Here is a 19,642-nt window from a genome sequence, read left to right on the forward strand (position 1 = left end):
CATGACCACACAGCCGTTCACGATCGACGACCTCAAGCGGATCCTGCTGGAGGGCTCCGGCGCCGCGGAGAACGTGGACCTCGACTCCGACATCGCGGACCACGAGTTCGAGGACCTGGGCTACGACTCGCTGGCGCTGCTGGAGACCAGCAGCCGCATCGAGCGCGCCTACGGCATCACCATCTCCGACACCATCCTGGCCGACGCGACGACCCCGCGCGCCCTGGTCGGCGCCGTCAACGAGCACCTGATCCAGGACGCGGCGGCCTGAGGCCCGTCCCACGAGGACCAGCCGGACAGGCCCCCACCGCACCCGCACTTCCGTACGCCTCTCACCCCACCGATCACGGGAGCAGTCAGCCATGCCACAGAACAGCCAGGACACCAGGGTCGCCGTCGTCACCGGCGCCACCAGCGGAATCGGGCTCGCCGCCGCCCGGCTGCTGGCCGGTCAGGGGCACCGGGTCTTCATCGGCGCGCGCACCGCCGAGAACGTGGCGTCCACCGTGAAGGAGCTGCGCGAGGAGGGCCTGGACGTCGACGGGGCGCCGCTCGACGTGCGCTCCGCCGAGGGCGTCGAGAGCTTCGTCCGCGCCGCCGTGCAGCGGTACGGCACCGTCGACGTGCTGGTGAACAACGCGGGCCGCAGCGGCGGCGGCGTCACCGCCGACATCGACGACGCGCTGTGGGACGACGTCATCGACACCAACCTCAACAGCGTCTTCCGGATGACCCGTGCCGTGCTCAACGCGGGCGGCATGAGGGAGAAGAGCCGCGGCCGGATCATCAACGTCGCCTCCACGGCGGGCAAGCAGGGCGTGGTCCTCGGCGCCCCGTACTCGGCGTCCAAGCACGGTGTCGTCGGCTTCACCAAGGCCCTCGGCAACGAGCTGGCCCCGACCGGCATCACCGTCAACGCCGTCTGCCCCGGCTATGTGGAGACCCCCATGGCCCAGCGGGTGCGCCAGGGCTACGCGGCCGCGTACGACACCGACGAGGCCGCGATCATGGAGCGCTTCACGGCGAAGATCCCGCTCGGCCGCTACTCGACCCCCGAGGAGGTGGCCGGTCTCGTCGGCTATCTGGCGTCCGACACCGCGGCCTCCATCACGGCCCAGGCACTGAACGTCTGCGGCGGACTCGGCAACTTCTGACCGTCCCGGACCCCCCTCGCGAGGAGACACCGACATGACGACCCAGCACGTCGAGCACGAGATCACCGTCGCCGCGCCCGCGGCCGACGTCTACCGCCTGATCGCCGAGGTGGAGAACTGGCCGCAGATCTTCCCGCCCACCATCCACGTCGACGTGGCCGACCGGGACGGCGACAGCGAGCGCATCCGGATCTGGGCCACCGCCAACGGCGCCGCCAAGAACTGGACCTCGCGCCGCACCCTGGACCCCGAGGGGCTGCGGATCGACTTCCGCCAGGAGGTGTCCACGCCTCCGGTCGCCGCGATGGGCGGCACCTGGATCATCGAACCGCTGCCCGGCGGGGACTCCCGCGTCCGGCTGCTGCACGACTACCGGGCCGTCGACGACGACGCCGAGGGCCTGAAGTGGATCGAGGAGGCCGTCGACCGCAACTCCCGTTCCGAACTGGCCGCCCTCAAAACCAATGTGGAGCGCGCGCACGCCGACAAGGAACTGACGTTCTCCTTCGAGGACAGCGTGCGCATCGACGGCTCCGCCAAGGACGCCTTCGACTTCATCAACGAGGCCGGACTCTGGGCGGAGCGCCTTCCGCACGTGGCGTCCGTACGCTTCGACGAGGACGTCCCCGGTCTCCAGACCCTGGAGATGGACACCCGCGCCCGGGACGGCTCGACCCACACCACCAAGTCCTACCGGGTGGCGTTCCCGCACCAGAAGATCGCGTACAAGCAGATCACGCTGCCCGCGCTGATGACCCTGCACACCGGCTGCTGGACCTTCACCGAGGAGGACGACGGCTCCGTCACCGCCGTCTCCCAGCACACCGTGGTGCTCAACACCGCCACCATCGAGAAGGTCCTCGGCGCCGGCGCGACCGTCGCGGACGCCCGTGCCTACGTCCACGGCGCGCTCAGCACCAACAGCCGCGCCACGCTCGGACACGCCAAGGACCACGCCGAGAGCACGGGCTGACCGTGACCGCCCTGGACTGCGATGTCGTCGTCGTCGGAGCGGGCCCGGCCGGGCTGCTCCTCGCCGGGGAGCTGCGGCTCGGCGGGGCGGCCGTGGTGGTGCTGGAGCGCCGCACGGAGCCGGGGACGGAGTCACGCGCGTCGACCCTGCACGCCCGCACGATGGAGATCCTCGACAGCCGCGGCCTGCTGGACGCGCTGGGGGAGCTGCCGAACGACGTACGGGGCCACTTCGGCGGTATCCCGCTCGATCTGACGCTGCCGACCCCGTATCCGGGGCAGTGGAAGATCCCGCAGACCGGGACGGAGGCGGCCCTGCGGGAGTGGGCGCTGTCGCTGGGCGCGGAGCTGCGGACGGGCCACGAGGTGACCGGGGTGCGCACCGGCCCGGACGGGGTGACGGCCGAGGCGGTGACCGGCGGCCGGACCGTCGGGGTCCGGGCCCGGTACCTCGTCGCGTGCGACGGCGAGGACAGCACCGTACGACGGCTCACCGGGGCCGCGTTCCCCGGCGACGCCGCGCGCCGGGAGCTGGTCCGGGCCGATGTCGCCGGCATCGACATCCCGGCCCGTCGCTTCCAGCGGCTGCCCCGGGGGCTGGCCGTCGCGGCCCGCAACGCCCAGGGCGTGACCCGGGTGATGGCGCACGAGTTCGGCAGCGCGGTCGGGGAGCGGACCGGGGCGCCCGTCTTCGCCGAGATCCGCGATCTGTGGCAGCGGCTCACCGGCGAGGACATCGGGCACGGCCGCCCGCTCTGGGTGAACACCTTCGCGGACGCCGCCCGGCAGGTCGCCCACTACCGGGACGGGCGGGTGCTGTTCGCGGGCGACGCCGCCCACCAGCAGATGCCCATCGGCGGCCAGGCCCTCAACCTGGGGCTCCAGGACGCCGCCAACCTCGGCTGGAAGCTCGCCCTCCAGGTCGCCGGACGGGCCCCCGACGGCCTTCTCGACAGCTACCACACCGAACGGCACGCCGTGGGCTCCCGGGCCCTGGGCAACATCCGGGCCCAGGCGATGCTGCTCATGGGCGGCCCCGAGGTGGAGCCCGTCCGGGCCGTCGTGGCCGAACTCGTCCGCGAGGAACCGGTCCGCGCCCATCTGGCCGCGATGATCTGCGGCCTCGACATCCGCTACGACACCGGCCCGGGTGACCATCCGCTGCTCGGCCACCGGCTCGCCCACGGGCAGCGGGGGCACGGCTCCCACGGCCTGCTGCTGCCGCACCCCGGCGCCCCCGGCCCGGCGGAGACCTGGCGGCGCGCGCTGGCCCCGTGGAGCGACCGGGTCGACCTCGTCCCCGGCGGCGGGGCGGGCACGGCGGTCCCGGAGCCGGGCGCCGCCGTGCTGGTCCGGCCGGACGGCCACGTCGTCTGGGCCGGCCCGGAGGGCGGCGGACAGGACGACGGGGCAGGGCTGCGCACGGCGCTGCGGCGCTGGTTCGGCGCACCGGCCACCCCGGACGGCCCGTACGCCCTCACCGGCGCACCGGCCCGCACCCCGGCGCGGGCGCAATCCCCGTCCCCGGCCGCCGGCGCACCCTCACCGACCCCTTCACAGGAAAGAGACGCAGGTATGAGCAGGTTCACGGGCAAGACGGCGCTGGTGACCGGTTCCAGCCGGGGCATCGGGCGAGCCATCGCCCTGCGGCTGGCCAGGGAAGGCGCCCTGGTCGCCGTGCACAGCTCCCGGGGCGGCGAGGCCGCCGACGACGTGGTCACCTCGATCGAGAAGGACGGCGGGCGGGCCTTCGCCGTCCGGGCGGAACTGGGCGTGCCCGGCGACGCCGACGCGCTCTTCCTCGACCTGGAACAGGGCCTGAAGGAGCGCACCGGCACCACCGATCTGGACATCCTGGTCAACAACGCCGGGATCATGGGCGGCGGTGTCGCGGCCGACGCCACGACGCCCGAGCAGTTCGACCGGCTCTTCGCCGTCAACGCCAAGGCGCCGTTCTTCCTCATCCAGCGGGCGCTGGGGAACCTGACCGACGGCGGCCGGGTCGTCAACATCACCTCCGGGCTGACCCACTTCGCCAATCCGGAGGAGATCGCCTACGCGATGACGAAGGGCGCCGTCGAGCAACTGGCCCTGCACTTCGCGAAGTACCTCGCACCGCGCGGCATCACCATCAACAGCGTCGCGCCGGGCATCACGCGCAACGACAACCCCGTGTTCGGCATCCCGGAGGCCGTCGAGCAGATGGCGGCGCTCTCGGCGTTCGGACGGGTGGGCGAACCCCGGGACGTCGCCGACGTGGTCGCGTTCCTGGCGAGCGAGGACGCCCGCTGGATCACCGGAGCGTTCCTCGACGCCACCGGGGGCACGCTCCTCGGCTGAACGGCACCGGCACCGGCACCGTACGGCAGTGGGACAGGACGGAGTGAAGGAGCGCGATGAAACCCGTGGCACCACCTCAGGAATCCCTCGGTTCCGCCGCCCCTGCGGCCGGTGCCGGGCGGTGGAGCCCGCGCCTGTGGGGGCTGCTGTTCGTCCTGGCCGGGAACATGCTGATCGACGCCCTTGAGGTGTCGGCCATGGTCGTGGCCGTGCCGGTGGCGGGACAGGCGCTCGGGCTCTCGCTGACCGGGGCGCAGTGGCTGATCACCGGCTTCGCCGTCGGCTTCGGCGGGCTCACCCTCTTCGGCGGGCGCCTGGTGGAACTGCTCGGCCGGCGGCGGGTCTACCTGTGGGCGCTGCTCGGCTTCGCCGCGGCCTCGCTGGCGGGCGGGGTGACGGACGAGCCGGCCGTACTGGTGGCCGCCCGCGTGCTGAAGGGCTTCTTCGCCGCGCTGACCGCGCCGACCGGACTGGCCATCATCGCCTCGGAGTTCCCGGCGGGGCGCAGTCGCGAGCGCGCGGTGTCGGTCTACGCGCTGTTCGGCGGGTCCGGGTTCGCCGCGGGCCTGCTGGTGTCGGGGCTGCTGACGGAGGTGAGCTGGCGGTGGACCGTCGCCTTCCCCGCGCCGGTGGTCCTGGTGCTGTTCGTCTGCGCGGTACGGCTGATCCCGCGCGGCACGGCGCCCGCCGCCCCGCCCCCGGGCGAACCGCGCCGCTTCGATACGGCCGGGGCGCTCGCCCTGACAAGTGCCCTGCTCTGCCTGGTGCTGGGGATCGTCTCGGTGCCGGACCACGGCTGGTCCGACGCGCGGACCGCGGGGCCGCTGCTGCTCGCCGCGGTGCTGGGCACCGTGCTGGCCGTGGTGGAGCGCACCGGAGCACGGCCGCTGATCCGGGGCCGGCTGCTGCGCAACCGCACCCTGGTCCGCTCGATGGCCGGGGCCGCCGCGCTGAACGGGGTGAACCTCGGGCTGCTGCTGATCCTGACCGTACGGCTCCAGACCGGTCTGGGCTGGTCCCCGCTGCGCACCGCGCTGGCGCTGCTGCCCGCCAGTGTGCCGCTGGCCGTCACGGCACTGCTCTCCCGGCGGCTGATCGCCCGGTACGGCACGGCCCGGCTGATCGCCCTGGGGGCGCTGGGCCCGGTCCTGGGCGCGGCACTGTGCCTGCGGCATCCGGCCCCGGAGCGCTACGTCACGGACGTCCTGCCGACGCTGCTGCTGGTGGGTGCGGGCTTCGTCCTGTCCTTCGCCGCGCTGAACACCCAGGCGACGTCCCGGCTGGCCGCCGTCGACCGGCCCGCCGCCGTCGGCCTCTACCAGAGCGCCGTCCAGCTCGCCGCCGCCGTCGTACCGGCGCTGGTGGCGGCCCTGGCCGTCGGCCGTTCCGACGACCGCCCGGCGTTCCTGCTCGTCACCGCCGTGGCCGTGGCCGGGCTGGCGGCCGGGCTCGGCGGTCTGCGGACCCGTCCGGCCCGGGGCGCGACACCAACCACAGAAGAGTGAGGCTTTGATGTCCGTTATCGATACGACTCCGGCCCGGCGTTCCGACTGGACGCTCTACGAGCGCCTGGAGGAACTCCGCCTGATCAGGAACGAGGCCCGGCACGGCCCGGACCCCGCCGCCACCGAACGCCAGCACGCGAAGGGCAAGCTGACGGCGTACGAGCGGATCGCGCTGCTGCTGGACGAGGGTTCGTTCCAGGAGATCGAGCAGTTGCGGCGGCATCGGGCGACGGGTTTCGGTCTGGAGGCGAAGAAGCCGTACACGGACGGTGTGGTCACCGGCTGGGGGACGGTCGAGGGGCGGACGGTGTTCGTCTACGCGCACGACTTCCGGATCTTCGGCGGGGCGCTGGGCGAGGCCCACGCGACGAAGATCCACAAGATCATGGACATGGCCATCTCGGCCGGTGCCCCGCTGGTCTCGCTGAACGACGGTGCGGGGGCCCGTATCCAGGAGGGTGTCTCCGCGCTCGCCGGGTACGGCGGGATCTTCCAGCGCAACACCAGGGCGTCCGGGGTCATTCCGCAGATCAGCGTGATGCTCGGCCCGTGCGCCGGCGGCGCCGCCTACAGCCCCGCGCTGACCGACTTCGTGTTCATGGTCCGTGAGACCTCGCAGATGTTCATCACCGGCCCCGACGTCGTCAAGGCCGTCACGGGCGAGGAGATCACGCAGAACGGGCTCGGCGGCGCCGACGTCCACGCCGAGACCTCGGGCGTCGCGCACTTCGCGTACGACGACGAGGAGACCTGCATCGCCGAAGTCCGCTACCTCCTCTCCCTCCTCCCCCAGAACAACCGGGAGCTGCCCCCGGCCGTCCCGGTCGACGATCCGCACGACCGGCGGAGCGAGGCCCTGCTCGACCTCGTCCCGGACGATCCCGGCCGGGTCTACGACATGCGTGCGGTCATCGAGGAGATCGTCGACAACGGGGAGTTCTTCGAGGTCCACGCCGGCTGGGCGGGCAACAGCCTCTGCGTCCTGGCCCGGCTGGGCGGCGAGGTCGTCGGCATCGTCGCCAACCAGCCGCAGTCCCTCGCCGGTGTGCTGGACATCGAGGCCTCCGAGAAGGCCGCCCGCTTCGTCCAGTTCTGCGACGCCTTCAACATCCCGATCGTCACGCTGATCGACGTGCCCGGCTTCCTCCCGGGCATCGACCAGGAGCACAACGGGATCATCCGGCACGGCGCGAAGCTGCTCTACGCGTACTGCAACGCCACCGTTCCTCGCGTTTCGGTCGTGATCCGCAAGGCATACGGTGGGGCCTACATCGTGATGGACTCAAGATCCATCGGAGCCGACCTGGCCCTCGCCTGGCCGGGCAACGAGATCGCGGTGATGGGTGCGGAGGGTGCGGCCAACGTCATCTTCCGCCGCGAGATCGCCGCCGCCGACGACCCCGAAGCGGTGCGGCAGCAGAAGATCCAGGAGTACCGCACCCAGCTCATGCACCCTTATTACGCCGCCGAGCGCGGTCTCGTCGACGATGTCATCGACCCCCGCGACACCCGCTCCATCCTCATCGGATCGCTGGCGATGCTGCGCGAGAAGCACGCCGAACTTCCCTCCCGCAAACACGGCAACCCCCCTCTGTGACGGAGAATCATGTCGGACATCCGGGTCATCCGCGGTTACGCTACTTCCGAGGAACTCGCTGCTCTTGTCGTGGTGTTGATGGCTCGGTCCGCCGCGTCCCAGCCCCTTCGGCCGTCCCGCCGCCGCTCACCCAACTGGCACCGTCTGGAACGCGCGCTCCGCCACAGCGGCGCCCGCGGCTGGGGCCGTGAGCACGGCACGGGTCGCATCCCCGCGGCGAGCTCCCCGGGCCGGATGGGATCACCGGGCCGGTCCTGACGTCAGCCGCGGTCCGACCTTCGGACCCGGACGGAGAGGCCCCGGCCGGCTCCGCCCGGACAGGTACTAGAGGAGATGTATGTCCGCCACACCCCTGCGCCTCGCCGTGATCAACAGCAGTGTGCGGGAAGGCCGGTTCGGCCCGACCGTCGCCAACTGGTTCGTCTCGCAGACCGGTCAGCGCGCGGACGTGGAGGTCGACCTGATCGACCTCACCGAGCACGCGCTGCCGCACGCGATGTCGCACGCCCCGAGTGACGCGGTGGCCGAGGAGCTGGCCCGGGTGTCGCCGCGCCTGGCGTCCGCCGAGGCCTTCGTCGTGGTGACGCCGGAGTACAACCACAGCTACCCGGCCTCGCTCAAGAACCTCATCGACTGGCACTCCACCCAGTGGCAGGCCAAGCCGGTCGGCTTCGTCTCCTACGGCGGTCTGGCCGGCGGCCTGCGGTCGGTGGAGCACCTGCGCCCGGTCTTCGCCGAGCTGCACGCGGTGACCGTGCGCGACTGCGTCAGCTTCCACAACGTGTGGGGGCAGTTCGACGAGTCGGGGGCGCTCACCGACCCGACCGCCGCGGCCACCGCCGCCAAGGCCCTGCTGGACCAGCTGGTGTGGTGGGGCGTCTCGCTGCGCGAGGCCCGCGCGCAGCGCCCGTACGGGGCGTAACGTCCCTCGTCCGCGGGTCGCCGGCCGGACCGGCGGCCCACGGGCGGAAACCCGCCCCGGCCCTACTCCTCGCCCTGCGCGAGACGCGTCAGCACCTTGTGGAAGTGCTCGCGCTCGGCGGGGGAGAAGGCCGCGAACATGGTCTCGTTGGCCTTCTCGACGGCCCGGTCCATCTCCTCGAACAGCGTGCGGCCGTCCTCGGTGCTGCTGACCAGGTTGCGACGGCGGTTGGCGGGGTCCGTCCGCCGGGTGACGGCTCCCCGGCCCTCCAGGTCGCCCAGTATCGCGACCAGGTTCCCCGCGTCCAGGCCCAGCGCGCGCCCCAGGTCGGCCTGGGTGCACTCGCCCAGTTCGGCCAGGCCCGCCATCACGCGGTAGTGCTGCATCCGCAGCCCGGTGGTGTCGAGGTGGTCGCAGAGGAGCCGCTGGGCGCGCAGTGCGGCCCCCGAGAGCAGCCAGACATCCAGTTCGGCAAGGCGTCCGTACAGGGTCATGCCCGGAAGTCTACGCGACAGTGTTGTGCCGACCAACGGTTCATGCTTATTGTTATGTCGAACAACATTGGTCGGCACAACATATGTGACCGGCCCGCCCCCGCACGTCGGACCTGCCCGAGACCCGGCGTCCTGCCGTCACAGAAGTGGGAACCCCGTCATGGCTCAAGAGCACCTCACCGCGTCCGGTACGCCGGGCGCCGCCGCCCCGGACCCCCGGCGCTGGCAGGCCCTGGTCTACATCGCCCTCGCCCAGCTGATGGTCTCCGTGGACAGCACCATCGTGAACATCGCCTTACCGTCCGCGCAGCACGCGCTCGGCATCTCCGACAGCAACCGGCAGTGGGTCGTCACCGCCTACATGCTCGCCTTCGGCGGACTGCTGCTGCTGGGCGGCCGGATCAGCGACACCATCGGCCGCAAGCGCGCCTTCCTCATCGGGGTCATCGGCTTCGGAGCGGCCTCCGCCCTCGGCGGCCTGGCGGCCGACGCCGGCATGCTGCTGACCGCACGGGCCCTCCAGGGCGCGTTCGGCGCCCTGCTGGCACCGGCGGGCCTGTCCCTGCTCGCGGTCACCTTCGCCGAACCCAAGGAACGCGCCAAGGCCTTCGGGGTGTTCAGCGCGATCGCCGGCAGCGGCTCCGCCGTGGGCCTGATCCTCGGCGGCGTCCTGACCGAGTACCTCAACTGGCGCTGGTCCCTCTTCGTCAACATCGCCTTCGCCGCCGTCGTGGTGGCCGGAGCCGTCGCCGTCGTCCGCGACGAGGGCACCCGCCCGGCCCGCGAGAAGCTGGACATCGCCGGAACCCTGCTGTCCGTCGCCGGAATCGTGGCCCTGGTCTACGGCTTCACGCTCGCCGACAGCGAGGGCTGGACCGCCACCCCCACCCTCTCCCTGTTCGCGGCGTGCGTCGTCCTGCTGACCCTGTTCGTCGTGGTCGAGAAGCGGAGCAGCGCCCCGCTGCTGCCCCTGCGGATCGTGACCGAACGCAACCGGGCCGGGGTCTTCGCCTCCCAGGCCCTCGCCGTCATCACCATGTTCGGCCTGCTGCTCTTCCTGACGTACTACTTCCAGGAGATCCGCGGCTACAGCCCCCTCGTCTCCGGGGTGGCGTTCCTGCCGATGGTGGCGGGCATGCTGATCGGCGCGGGCCAGATCGCCAGCCGGCTGATGCCGAGGACCGCGCCGCGCTGGATCATGGGCCCCGGCTTCCTCGTCGCCGCGCTCGGCATGCTCCTGCTGACCCAGCTGGACGTGAACTCCTCGTACCTCCTGCTCGTCCTGCCCGGCCAGCTGCTGTTCGGCATCGGTCTCGGGCTCGCCTTCACCCCGGCGATGAGCCTGGCCACCCACGGGGTCGCCGAGCACGAGACGGGCGTCGCCTCCGCGATGATCAACGCCTCGCAGCAGCTGGGCGGCTCCATCGGCACGGCCCTGCTCAACACCATCGCGGCCTCCACCACGGCCGCCTGGCTGGTCTCGCACAGCGGCGGCGCCGACGCCGTGAACCGGGCCGCGGTGCACGGCTACGCCACCGCCGTGTGGTGGACCGTCGGCATCCTGCTGCTGGCCGGGGTGCTGATCATGCTCACCAACAACCTGCCCCGGCCGAACCAGGACGAGCAGACGAAGCAGGACCAGGACCTCACCGCCGTCCCCGTGTAGGCCGTACCGGCCCGCTCCCAGACCCTCTCCCTCCCGCGGTCCCCCCGGCCGCGGACCGGTGACCCCCGGCGCCCCGACGGCGCCGGGGGTCACCGTCGTTTCCGGCCCGACGCAGCACAGGAGACCCCGTGGACCACGACCGAGAGGCGGCCCGTTCCTCGGCGGCCGCGACCACCGCCCCCGCCCCGGCGCGCGCGGTCACCCTGGACGCCGGAGGCATCACCCTGTCCGGCCTGCTCGCCGAACCCGCGGGCGCACCGCGCGCCCTGCTGGTGGCCCTGCACGGCGGCGGCATGCGGGCCGGCTACTTCGACGGCCGCGCCGACCCGGACACCTCGCTGCTCACCCTCGCCGCCTCCCGCGGATACGCGGCGCTCGCCCTGGACCGTCCCGGCTACGGCGCCTCCGCCGCCCGGCTGCCGTCCGGCACGGACCTGTCCGCCCAGGCGGACCTGCTGCACGCGGCCCTCGCCGCCCATCTGACGGACCGGCCGTACGGCGCGGGCGTCCTCCTGGTCGGGCACTCCCTGGGCGGCGGCATCGCCCTGCTCACCGCCGCGCGGTGGACGGGCGGGAACCTGCTCGGCGTGGACGTCTCCGGCATCGGCGGCCAATGGGCCCCGGGCGCCCGGCAACTGGCCGGCTCCGGCGCCCGGCTCTCCCACCATATGCACTGGGGACCCCTGGCCCTCTACCCGCCGGGCACCTTCCGCGCCGCCGACCCCCTCATCACCCCCGTCCCCGCCGACGAGGCCCGCGCGATACCGGACTGGCCCCGGGCATACGAGCAGCTGGCACCCCGCGTCCGCGTCCCGGTGCGCTTCACCTTCGCCGAGCACGAGCGGTGGTGGCGCTGCGACCCGGCCGCCGTACGCGCCCTGCTGGACCGGCTGGAATCCGCGCCCGCCCGCAGTGAACGACTTCCGGACGCGGGCCACAACATCAGCCTCGGCCGCACGGCCCGCGACTACCATGTGCGCGTCCTCGCCTTCCTGGAGGAGTGCCTGACGCTCCGGCAGGCCGTCGCGGGGCGTCCCGCACGCCCCTGACCGGGCGGGACCGACACGCCGTCGGCGTACCGGAATTCCCCGCTCCGAGATCCACTGGAAAACCGCTCCACAGCGCCTTGAGAAAGACCCCGCATTCGGCGGAACCGCACTCGTCCCGCGCTTTCGAATCAGCCATGTCATTCATGCGCACGATACGCTCGCGCCGCTCCGGAGTACTTCTGGAGACGGCCGCGAACGAAGTCCTCCCATGAGTCCCACATGACGGAATACGAGACCGGGGGTGCGATTCCTCGTGCGACAGGATCAAGCCGACGTCAAACTGCTGCGCTGGCCGGCGGAATCGGCCAAAAGGCGCCAATACATGGAGGAAGGCATCCTGCGCCTCCTCATCGTGGAGGGCGGCGGACCCGCGCCGATCTGCTCCGACGCCCGTGAGGACTGGGCACGGGCGCCCATCAGCAACGCCGACCTGCGGGCCCGCGTCACCGCGCTGCGCGCCAAGTCGTACCCGTACACCGTGCCGACCGTGGACCCGAGCGGCGCGCTCAAGTACCGCGACCGCGTGGTACCCGTCTCACCAGTGGAAACGGCGCTCCTGGACAGCCTGACCGGCTCCTTCCAGGCGCTCGTGTGCCGGGAGGAACTGCTGGGCCGGCTCGGCGAACGCCAGGCCTGCATCAGCCGCAACGCCCTGGACCTGCACATCATGCGCATCCGCCGGCGCATCGAACCGCTGGGCCTGGTCCTGCAGACCGCCTGGGGCCGCGGCTACATCCTCGCACCGGCCGCCTGAGTCCGGGGAGCGGCCGGCCGTTCCGCCGGACGCGAAGCCGCTCCACCGGGATCGAAAGAGTGCGGACAGGAAAGGCTGACACTCCCTCGGAGTCCGATGTCAAATGTTGCGGCACCATGAAGAACTGCTGCTCGCGGCATTCCGCCATCCACTCTGATGGGAATCCTTCATGACCATTCAGCGCCCGGCCTCCATCGACCACCGCGGGGAACCCTGGCTGCGGATCGGAACCCGCGAGTTCCGCTCCCGGCTCATCGTAGGAATCGAGCAGTACGACTCCGTATCCGTGGTGCGGGACGTCCTCACCGTCACCGACGCGGACATCTTCATCACCACCGTGGACCCGGACAACCGCCGCAGCAGCCTCCTGCTGTCCGACCTCGACGCGGTCCTGGACCTCGACCGCTTCACCTGGATCGGCACCACCTCGTTCGCCCGCTCCAAGGAAGGCGCCCTGCGCACCGCCGACGTGCTGCGCGACTCCTGGGGCATCGACATCCTGAAGCTGGACGTGCGCGGCGAGGACAACATGCCGGACAACCGCCAGACCATCGAGGCGGCCCACGAGCTCCGGGAGAAGGACTGGGCGCTGCTGCCGTTCATCCTCCCCGACCTCGACACCGCCATGGCCCTCCAGGACGCGGGCTGTTCGGCGCTGCGGGTCATGGCGGCGCCGGTCGCCTCCGGGCGCGGCATCGTCGACCCGCAGCCGATCCAGGAGATCATCGACGCCCTGAGCATCCCCGTGATCGTCGAGGGCGGGCTCGGCACCGCCCACCACGTCGCCCAGGCCATGGGCATGGGCGCGGCGGCCACCCTCGTCAACACCGCGCTCGTCCAGGCCAAGGACCCCATGAAGATGGCCCTGGCCATGCGGCACGCCACCATGGCCGGCCGCTGCTCCTACGAGTCGGGGCCGATGCCCGAGACCATCGCGGCCTGAGACCGGACCGGCGGCACCGGCCCGGAGCACACCCCGCAGGAGAGGATGTCGTACCCCTGAACCGCCACGAGGGTTTCAGCCCCACCCGCGTATCACCGGTGGGCGGTGACGCCGCCCCGGACCGGCCGCCGCACACGGCCGGACCGGACGGCCCGTGGCGGGGGGTACCGGCGTTCGTCGCCGGCACCACCGCCCTGGCCGGCCTCGGCCTCGCCGCCGGCGGAACGGCCGGCGTCCTGCTCGCCACGGAACTGGCGGGCACGGCCTCGGTCGCCGGACTGCCCGTCGCCCTGCACCTGACCGGCTCCGCGGCCGGAGCACTCCTGGTCTCGCACCAGGCCGCCCGCGGACACCGCGGCCGCGGTCTGGCCCTCGGCATGGTCCTGGGAGCCTTCGGCGCCCTGGTGGTCGTCCTCGCCGCCCGCGAGGGCAGCCTCACCTGGATGCTGGCCGGCAGCGTCCTGCTGGGCACCGCCAACTCCTCGCTCTTCCTCCTCCGTTACACCGCCGCCCAGGCCGTCCCCGAAGGAAGCCGGGGCCGGGCCCTGGGCGCGGTGTTCCTCGCCACCGCGCTCGGAGCGGTGATCAGCCCCCTGCTCCTCGGCCCCAGCGGCACCGTCGCCCGGGGCCTGGGACTGCCGACGCTGTGCGGCCTGTACCTGGTCGCCGTGGCCGCGTTCGGCGGCTCCGCGCTCCTGCTGGCGGCGGGCTGCTCACCGCGTACGCCGGTGCTGGGACGGGCCGCCGGAGTGCTCGTCTCCCGCGTACGCCCCGCGCGCGGGAGCATCCGGCTGGGCACCGCGCTGCGCGAACCGGCGGCGGTCGTGGCCCTGAGCGCCCTGGCCGGGGCCAACTTCATCATGGTCGGCATCATGACGATCACCCCGGTGCACCTCAGCGGGCACGGCGCGGGCACCGGCACCGTCGGCTCCCTCGTGGCGCTCCACGTCATCGGGATGTTCGCCCCGGCCCCCCTCGTCGGCCGGCTGGCCGACCGGCACGGCGCGGTGCCGGTCGTCCTCACCGGCGCCGTGATCTCCCTGGTCGCCTGTGTCCTGGGCGGCTTCAGCACCGGCCCCACCGCGATGACGACCACCCACCTCGTCCTGGCGGGCCTCGGCTGGAACTTCGGCGTGGTCGGCGCCAGCACCCTGCTGACCCAGGCCGTCCCCGGCCGGCTCCGCCCCCACGTCGAGGGAATCGGCGAGGCCACGATGGGCACCGCGGCCGTGGTCGTCGCCCCGCTCGTGGCCGCCCTCCCCGGATTCTGGGGATACCAGCTCCTGGGGCTCTGCGCCCTGGCCCTGACGGCACTCGCCCTCGCCCGGCTCCGACGCCCCGCCACCGGCTCGCTCCCCACCACCCCAAGGATGCCGACATGAAGCTTCTGACCTGCAGCAACAGCTGTCCCCAGTGGACGGACGGGCGGCTCAACCCGCGTTCGGCCGGCGGCCTCGTCCCCATGCTGAACGCCCTGCTCGACGCCCACGGCGGCGACTGGATCTTCACCGCGCCCCCGGGCGGCGACCTGCCCGTGTCGGTGGTCCTCGACGGCGGCGTCACCCTGCACCCCATGGCCCTGGACGAGGACCTGCGCCGCCACCACTACGACACCATCTCCATCCAGCTGCTGCTGGGGCTCCTCCACTACATGCACGACACCTCGGTCGAGCCCGTCTTCGACAGCGCCCTCGACGAGGCGTGGTCGGGCTATGTGACGGTCAACCGGATGTACGCGGAACGGCTCACCGCCCTGTCCGACGACACCGCGGACGAGATGATCCTCATCAACGACCCGCACCTCATGCTCGTCCCGGAGTTCTTCACCGCGGCCAGGACGGACCGGCGCAGCCGGCTCGCCTACTTCCTCGGCACCCCGTGGTGCGAACCCGACTACTTCACCGTCCTGCCCCAGCCCGTCCGCACCCGGATCCTGGAGTCGCTGCTCGCCTGCGACACCGTCGGCTTCCACGCCCGGCGCTGGACGGACGCGTTCGCCGCCTGCTGCGCCCGGTTCCTGCCCGGAGCCGTCGTCGAGGGCGACACCGTCGTCCACCGGGGCCACCGCACCCGGCTGGTGTCCTCGCCGTTCCCGCTCGACCACCACGTCCTGGACACGATGGTCGACGAACCCGCCACGGCCGCGTGGACGGAGCGGCTGGCCGCGATGGCGGACGGGCGGCGCGTCATGGTGCGGGCCGACCGGATCGACCTGTGGAAGAACATGCCGCGCGGGTTCGCCGCCTTCGAGGCCGCCCTGGAACGCTCCCCGGAACTCGCCGACACCACCTGGTTCCTCGCCGTGGGCACCACCCCCAGCCGCGCCTCCGCCCGCCACCTCGCCTACCAGCGGGCGACCGAGGAGGCGATCCGGCGCGTCAATGACCGCTTCGGCACCCCCGACCGCCCCGTCGCCACCCTCCTCAAGCCCGGCAAGGGCCGCGACTCGCGCAACTGCGTCATCGCCGCACTCCTCATGAGCCGGGCCGCGATGGTCAACTCGACCTACGACGGCCTCAACCTCTTCGCCAAGGAGGCCGCCTGGCTCCTGGACGACTCGGCCTCCCTGCTCCTGTCCGCCAACGCCGGCGTCCACGACCAGCTGGCCCCGTTCGCCCGCACCCTGGACCCGTTCGACCTCGACCAGACCGCCCGCGCCATCGAGGCCGCCCTCCGCCCGGACGCCGAGGGAACCGCCCCGTCCGAGAAGCGCCGCGCCCTGCTGCGCGCGGAGACGGCCGAGGACTGGCTGGCAGCGGTCTTCCCGAACTGACCGCCTGTCCTGTCCTTTCCGGGGAGTGACGGCGGGACCGGAGCGAGGCCTTTCGCACCGGTCCCGCCGTCACCGGTGCGAAAGCCCCTGGCTCCGCGCGCCTACACCAGGGGCCCGAGGTCTCCTTCCAGGACGGTCTGGATGATCTGGGGCCGGTCCCAGAGAGCCAGGATCTCGTTGGCGACGGCCACGACGGGCAGGGGGTCGTGGTCCCCGTACGCCGTGATGGCCGCGGCCGACAGGCTCCGGGGGACGGCACCGGCATCCAGCAGGACGCGCCAGTCCTCCGGGCCGAGTTCCAGGAACTCCAGTCCGGTGAGCTGGGCGATCTCCCGCGGATCGGCGAGCGTTCCGGCGTACGCGGCGAGGGTGCGCAGACGCGGAAGCCCGATGACCGGGGCGAGGCTGAACGGCGCGCCGTCCCACACCCCGACCGAGAGGACTTCCAGGCCGGGGTGGGCGGCTTCCCGGACACTCCTGATGCTCACGTGATTGACGTGGGCCACGAGCGGCGGCTCCTCGCCGCGACCCCGGCGCGTGCGCGCCTTCCGGTCCAGCACCCAGTCGGTGAGCGAGTCGGCCAGCAACTCGGCGCCCGCGCTCTCCTCGTGACCGATCAGGACGATCTGCCCGGTGTGCCCGCACGGGCCGGGCGTCAGGTCGACCGCGAGCCGGTCCCCTCCGCCGTTCTCGCCGAACACGATCCACCCGGGGGAGCCGACGACGCCCTGTACGGAGTCGTCGGGCCGGGTGTCGACCGCCTCCTTGGCCGCGAACTGCCAGGACCAGTGACGGGTCGAGGCTTCGGCCGCGTACAGCTCGTCCACGGAGGAGAGCTCGCAGCGCACCGCGTCGAAGACACCGACCGCCGTGTCGTAGTCGTTGCCCCAGTCCTCCCAGCGGGCCCGGGTCACCCGGTAGAGCACCTTGAGTTCCTCGGGCAGGCGGATGCCCAGGCGCGCCTCGGCGGCGGCGATCTCTTCCTCCGTCGCGCCGACGGCGTCGGGCATCCGCTCCCGCAGCGTCCGCTCCAGCAACTCCGGATCGGCCGAGGGGGCCGGCTTCGCTCCGGGCGTCGCGTCGGGGAGACGCCGCCAGGGCTCGGGAAGAGCCCCCTCGACCAGGACGAGCGCACCGGGATGCGGGGTCCCGATCCCGGGCTCCACCGCCGGGCTGGGCCCGAGCAGCCGGAGCACCGCCGCCCCGTCCGGCTCGACCGTCGCCGAGAACGAGACGTCGTCGACGCCCACCGCCGCCATCGCCGTCTGCACCCGCCGCACCGCGTCCATCTCCTCCTGCATGTCCTCGACCTGGGAGGCCCGACCGGGCGGTGGCACGCGGTGCGGAAGGGCCAGACTCCAACTGCCCCGCCCGATCCGACCCGCCACACGCACCGGCTCGCCACCGGCCTTACCGGTTCCGCCCGCCTTCCCCGCCTTGGCGGCCCGCAGGAGCCTCAGTACGGGCTGCCAGGTCGAGAAGTCACGTATCGATTGCCCAGGGGGACTCTGCATAGCCATGGGCAGACGGTACGCGGGGCGACTGACACCCGGTGTCGGTGCCCTGCGGCGTGATGACCGGCGTGAACACCGGGACAGTGATAAACGTCTGACAGTGGCTGCTTCTGGAGGAGAGCACGGTGAGCGCTACCTACACCTTCGACGTCTTTTCCACCCTCGACGGCTACGGCGCCCACGCCGGGAACTGGGGCGGCTACTGGGGCAAGCAGGGTCCCGAGCTCCTCGACCGACGCCTCGCCCTGTACGACCGGGAGCAGCGGATGGTCTTCGGGGCCAACACGTACCGTGCGCACGCGCAGATGCTGGCCCTGGGCATCGAGGAGTCCGAACTGGCTGACCTCTGGGTCACCCGCATGAGAAGCATGCCTGCAACGGTGGTGTCCACCACGCTGACCGAACCCCTCGACTGGCCGGACGCGACCGTCATGAGCGGCGACCCCGTCGACATCGTCGCCCGCCTCAAGGAGGAATCCGAGGTGCCCTTGCGCTCGCACGGCAGTCTGTCGCTGAACCGGGCGCTGCTGGCCGCCGGTCTGGTCGACCGCGTCCAGGTGACGCTCTTCCCCGTCATCAACGGCCGGACCGGAGTGAACCCCGTCTTCCAGGGCGCGGCCGACTTCGATCTTGAGCTGCTCGAAAGCCGGACGCTCGACGGCCACACCCAAGAACTCATCTACCGGCCCACCCTGCATGCCTGACCACGGCTCCGGCTCAGCGCTCGCCCGAGGAATCAGAGGCACTCGGGGCGGTCTGCCGTCACGGTTGCCGCCTCTCGTACGGAGAGGTCGGTGCGGCCGGTTGCGGCGGTGCCGACGGCTGCGGAGTGCTGGACCGACGGACGGGGTCGCCGCCGAGGCCGCCGGTGAGCCAGGAACCGTCGCCCAGAGGCACCAGCTCGTACGGGTTGCTCACCTCAGCGGTGAGCTCGCCGCCGAGGGTGCCCGTGCGTACGTCGACCAGGTGGTAGCGGAACCACTCCTCTTCGTCCTGACTCTCACCGCCGAGGCTGACGATGGCCGTGTCCTCGGTCAGGTAGCCGCCGCTCCATTCCACGAAGGACTCCTCCGGGTCGTACCCGAAGGCTTCGACGGGGAGGGTGAAGAGCACGTCCCCGTTGGGGTGGTCATGGAAGGCGACGTCCGCCTGCCCATGGTCCACGGTCATGAACTGGCGCCCGGACGGAGCCAGGTCGATCAGGCAGCGGTCCGACCACGGATACGTGACGAATTCCGGCTCGCTGTCCGCCCCGCCCGTGCTCCGGAGAATGACGGATCCGTCCTGGCCCTCACCGATGTCGAGGTAGACGCTGCCGTCCACGGGATGCACATGGTGGAAGGCGCCGTGCCCGACCGTCTCCAGCTCCCGGCGGGCGAGAACCGCACCGCTGTCGGCATCGTGCACGACCCACTGGTCCCCCCTTCCTCGTCCCGCCATAGCGTCCGGCCGGTAGACCCATACCGTCCGGCCGTCCAGAGACAGCGCACAGCCAGGCCGGTGGCCACGGCGTACGTCAGAGCGCGGTTCGAAGTCCGAGGCCCACATGAGGTCGCCGGCGCGGGTGAGGCAGACGACTCCGTTCAGCGTTGTGTAGACGACCCGCTCCAAATCCGGCCGGACCACCGACGCTACGGCCTCCTCGCCGTCCCGCGGCTGAAAAATCGCTGCGGGCTCCAGCGTCCCGTAGACGCCGGCGCGCACGACGTAGGCGTGGATCCGCCCGTCACGAAGACGCGTGATGACCTTCGGCGGCGGCTCAGGAATCATCCGCTGAGGCTAACGCCCAGCTCAGGAACCTCAAGAGCCGGGGCGGGCAGGCACGGGCCAGCTGCGACCTTCAAGGGCCAACGAGAACACACTCATCACGGAGTGCGGGCACGCCATCCACCCGACAGGGTTAAATTTATGGGCTAAAAACAGGGTTAACGTCTGCTAATCTCCGCGCTGGAGGTACAG

18 protein-coding genes are annotated in these 19,642 nt (G+C 72.1%); 15 read left to right on the forward strand and 3 right to left on the reverse strand.

What is annotated here, in order from left to right:
• Position 1 precedes the first annotated feature (1 nt).
• From ACZ4FH_RS29535 to ACZ4FH_RS29570, 8 genes are all read left to right on the forward strand, one after another.
• A complete protein-coding gene (locus ACZ4FH_RS29535; RefSeq protein ID WP_385110576.1) occupies positions 2-271 on the forward strand; it encodes an acyl carrier protein in 270 nt (89 codons plus the stop codon).
• Between the two features lie 91 nt (positions 272-362).
• A complete protein-coding gene (fabG, locus tag ACZ4FH_RS29540) occupies positions 363-1,154 on the forward strand; it encodes a 3-oxoacyl-ACP reductase FabG (protein ID WP_467308705.1) in 792 nt (263 codons plus the stop codon).
• A 34-nt stretch (positions 1,155-1,188) separates the two neighbouring features.
• A complete protein-coding gene (locus ACZ4FH_RS29545; RefSeq protein WP_467308707.1) occupies positions 1,189-2,127 on the forward strand; it encodes an aromatase/cyclase in 939 nt (312 codons plus the stop codon).
• Positions 2,128-2,129: 2 nt separating this feature from the next.
• A complete protein-coding gene (locus tag ACZ4FH_RS29550; protein WP_467308708.1) occupies positions 2,130-4,466 on the forward strand; it encodes an SDR family oxidoreductase in 2,337 nt (778 codons plus the stop codon).
• A 65-nt stretch (positions 4,467-4,531) separates the two neighbouring features.
• Positions 4,532-5,971, forward strand: coding sequence for an MFS transporter (locus ACZ4FH_RS29555; RefSeq protein ID WP_467308709.1), 1,440 nt, complete (start codon positions 4,532-4,534; stop codon positions 5,969-5,971).
• Positions 5,972-5,987: 16 nt separating this feature from the next.
• A complete protein-coding gene (locus tag ACZ4FH_RS29560; protein ID WP_467308826.1) occupies positions 5,988-7,568 on the forward strand; it encodes an acyl-CoA carboxylase subunit beta in 1,581 nt (526 codons plus the stop codon).
• A 9-nt stretch (positions 7,569-7,577) separates the two neighbouring features.
• Positions 7,578-7,826: an acyl-CoA carboxylase subunit epsilon gene (locus ACZ4FH_RS29565; protein ID WP_467308710.1), complete on the forward strand. Its 249-nt coding sequence runs from the start codon at positions 7,578-7,580 to the stop codon at positions 7,824-7,826.
• 79 nt (positions 7,827-7,905) lie between these two features.
• Positions 7,906-8,490, forward strand: a complete 585-nt coding sequence (locus tag ACZ4FH_RS29570; RefSeq protein ID WP_383641317.1) for an NADPH-dependent FMN reductase — start codon at positions 7,906-7,908, stop codon at positions 8,488-8,490.
• A gap of 62 nt (positions 8,491-8,552) precedes the next feature.
• On the opposite strand, the gene ACZ4FH_RS29575 is transcribed toward ACZ4FH_RS29570, so the two are convergent.
• The gene (locus tag ACZ4FH_RS29575; protein ID WP_383641314.1) at positions 8,553-8,984 is read right to left on the reverse strand and encodes a MarR family winged helix-turn-helix transcriptional regulator; all 432 of its coding nucleotides are present in this window, start codon (positions 8,982-8,984) and stop codon (positions 8,553-8,555) included.
• A gap of 160 nt (positions 8,985-9,144) precedes the next feature.
• On the opposite strand from ACZ4FH_RS29575, the gene ACZ4FH_RS29580 reads away from it, so the two are divergent.
• From ACZ4FH_RS29580 to ACZ4FH_RS29605, 6 genes are all read left to right on the forward strand, one after another.
• Positions 9,145-10,650 carry an MFS transporter gene (locus tag ACZ4FH_RS29580; protein ID WP_467308711.1) on the forward strand — a complete coding sequence of 502 codons (1,506 nt, stop codon included), beginning with the start codon at positions 9,145-9,147 and terminating at the stop codon, positions 10,648-10,650.
• 128 nt (positions 10,651-10,778) lie between these two features.
• Positions 10,779-11,699, forward strand: coding sequence for an alpha/beta hydrolase (locus ACZ4FH_RS29585; protein ID WP_467308713.1), 921 nt, complete (start codon positions 10,779-10,781; stop codon positions 11,697-11,699).
• A gap of 322 nt (positions 11,700-12,021) precedes the next feature.
• Positions 12,022-12,453: a winged helix-turn-helix domain-containing protein gene (locus tag ACZ4FH_RS29590; protein WP_467308714.1), complete on the forward strand. Its 432-nt coding sequence runs from the start codon at positions 12,022-12,024 to the stop codon at positions 12,451-12,453.
• 169 nt (positions 12,454-12,622) lie between these two features.
• Positions 12,623-13,396 carry a beta/alpha barrel domain-containing protein gene (locus ACZ4FH_RS29595; protein WP_467308716.1) on the forward strand — a complete coding sequence of 258 codons (774 nt, stop codon included), beginning with the start codon at positions 12,623-12,625 and terminating at the stop codon, positions 13,394-13,396.
• A 98-nt stretch (positions 13,397-13,494) separates the two neighbouring features.
• Positions 13,495-14,778 (forward strand): MFS transporter, encoded by a 1,284-nt coding sequence (locus ACZ4FH_RS29600; protein ID WP_467308719.1) that lies wholly within the window; start codon positions 13,495-13,497, stop codon positions 14,776-14,778.
• A complete protein-coding gene (locus ACZ4FH_RS29605; protein ID WP_467308721.1) occupies positions 14,775-16,169 on the forward strand; it encodes a trehalose-6-phosphate synthase in 1,395 nt (464 codons plus the stop codon). The genes ACZ4FH_RS29600 and ACZ4FH_RS29605 overlap by 4 nt, the downstream gene beginning before the upstream one ends.
• A gap of 101 nt (positions 16,170-16,270) precedes the next feature.
• Here ACZ4FH_RS29605 and ACZ4FH_RS29610 read toward each other — a convergent pair whose 3' ends face one another.
• On the reverse strand, positions 16,271-17,689 hold the full coding sequence (locus tag ACZ4FH_RS29610) for an SMI1/KNR4 family protein (protein ID WP_467308722.1): 1,419 nt from the start codon (positions 17,687-17,689) through the stop codon (positions 16,271-16,273).
• Positions 17,690-17,808: 119 nt separating this feature from the next.
• Between ACZ4FH_RS29610 and ACZ4FH_RS29615 the strand changes: the two genes are divergently transcribed.
• Positions 17,809-18,387: a dihydrofolate reductase family protein gene (locus ACZ4FH_RS29615; protein ID WP_467308723.1), complete on the forward strand. Its 579-nt coding sequence runs from the start codon at positions 17,809-17,811 to the stop codon at positions 18,385-18,387.
• A gap of 58 nt (positions 18,388-18,445) precedes the next feature.
• Here ACZ4FH_RS29615 and ACZ4FH_RS29620 read toward each other — a convergent pair whose 3' ends face one another.
• Positions 18,446-19,453, reverse strand: a complete 1,008-nt coding sequence (locus tag ACZ4FH_RS29620) for a hypothetical protein (RefSeq protein ID WP_467308724.1) — start codon at positions 19,451-19,453, stop codon at positions 18,446-18,448.
• Between the last annotated feature and the right edge of the window lie 189 nt (positions 19,454-19,642).

The sequence above is a fragment of the Streptomyces sp. NPDC024555 genome (genome assembly GCF_055559335.1).

Coding starts and splice junctions, on each gene's coding strand:
- ACZ4FH_RS29545 (WP_467308707.1), top strand. CDS start 1,189: ATGACGACCCAGCACGTCGAGCACGAGATCACCGTCGCCGCGCCCGCG.
- ACZ4FH_RS29565 (WP_467308710.1), top strand. CDS start 7,578: ATGTCGGACATCCGGGTCATCCGCGGTTACGCTACTTCCGAGGAACTC.
- fabG (WP_467308705.1), top strand. CDS start 363: ATGCCACAGAACAGCCAGGACACCAGGGTCGCCGTCGTCACCGGCGCC.
- ACZ4FH_RS29610 (WP_467308722.1), bottom strand. CDS start 17,689: ATGGCTATGCAGAGTCCCCCTGGGCAATCGATACGTGACTTCTCGACC.
- ACZ4FH_RS29575 (WP_383641314.1), bottom strand. CDS start 8,984: ATGACCCTGTACGGACGCCTTGCCGAACTGGATGTCTGGCTGCTCTCG.
- ACZ4FH_RS29595 (WP_467308716.1), top strand. CDS start 12,623: ATGACCATTCAGCGCCCGGCCTCCATCGACCACCGCGGGGAACCCTGG.
- ACZ4FH_RS29535 (WP_385110576.1), top strand. CDS start 2: ATGACCACACAGCCGTTCACGATCGACGACCTCAAGCGGATCCTGCTG.
- ACZ4FH_RS29590 (WP_467308714.1), top strand. CDS start 12,022: ATGGAGGAAGGCATCCTGCGCCTCCTCATCGTGGAGGGCGGCGGACCC.
- ACZ4FH_RS29570 (WP_383641317.1), top strand. CDS start 7,906: ATGTCCGCCACACCCCTGCGCCTCGCCGTGATCAACAGCAGTGTGCGG.
- ACZ4FH_RS29605 (WP_467308721.1), top strand. CDS start 14,775: ATGAAGCTTCTGACCTGCAGCAACAGCTGTCCCCAGTGGACGGACGGG.
- ACZ4FH_RS29580 (WP_467308711.1), top strand. CDS start 9,145: ATGGCTCAAGAGCACCTCACCGCGTCCGGTACGCCGGGCGCCGCCGCC.
- ACZ4FH_RS29620 (WP_467308724.1), bottom strand. CDS start 19,453: ATGATTCCTGAGCCGCCGCCGAAGGTCATCACGCGTCTTCGTGACGGG.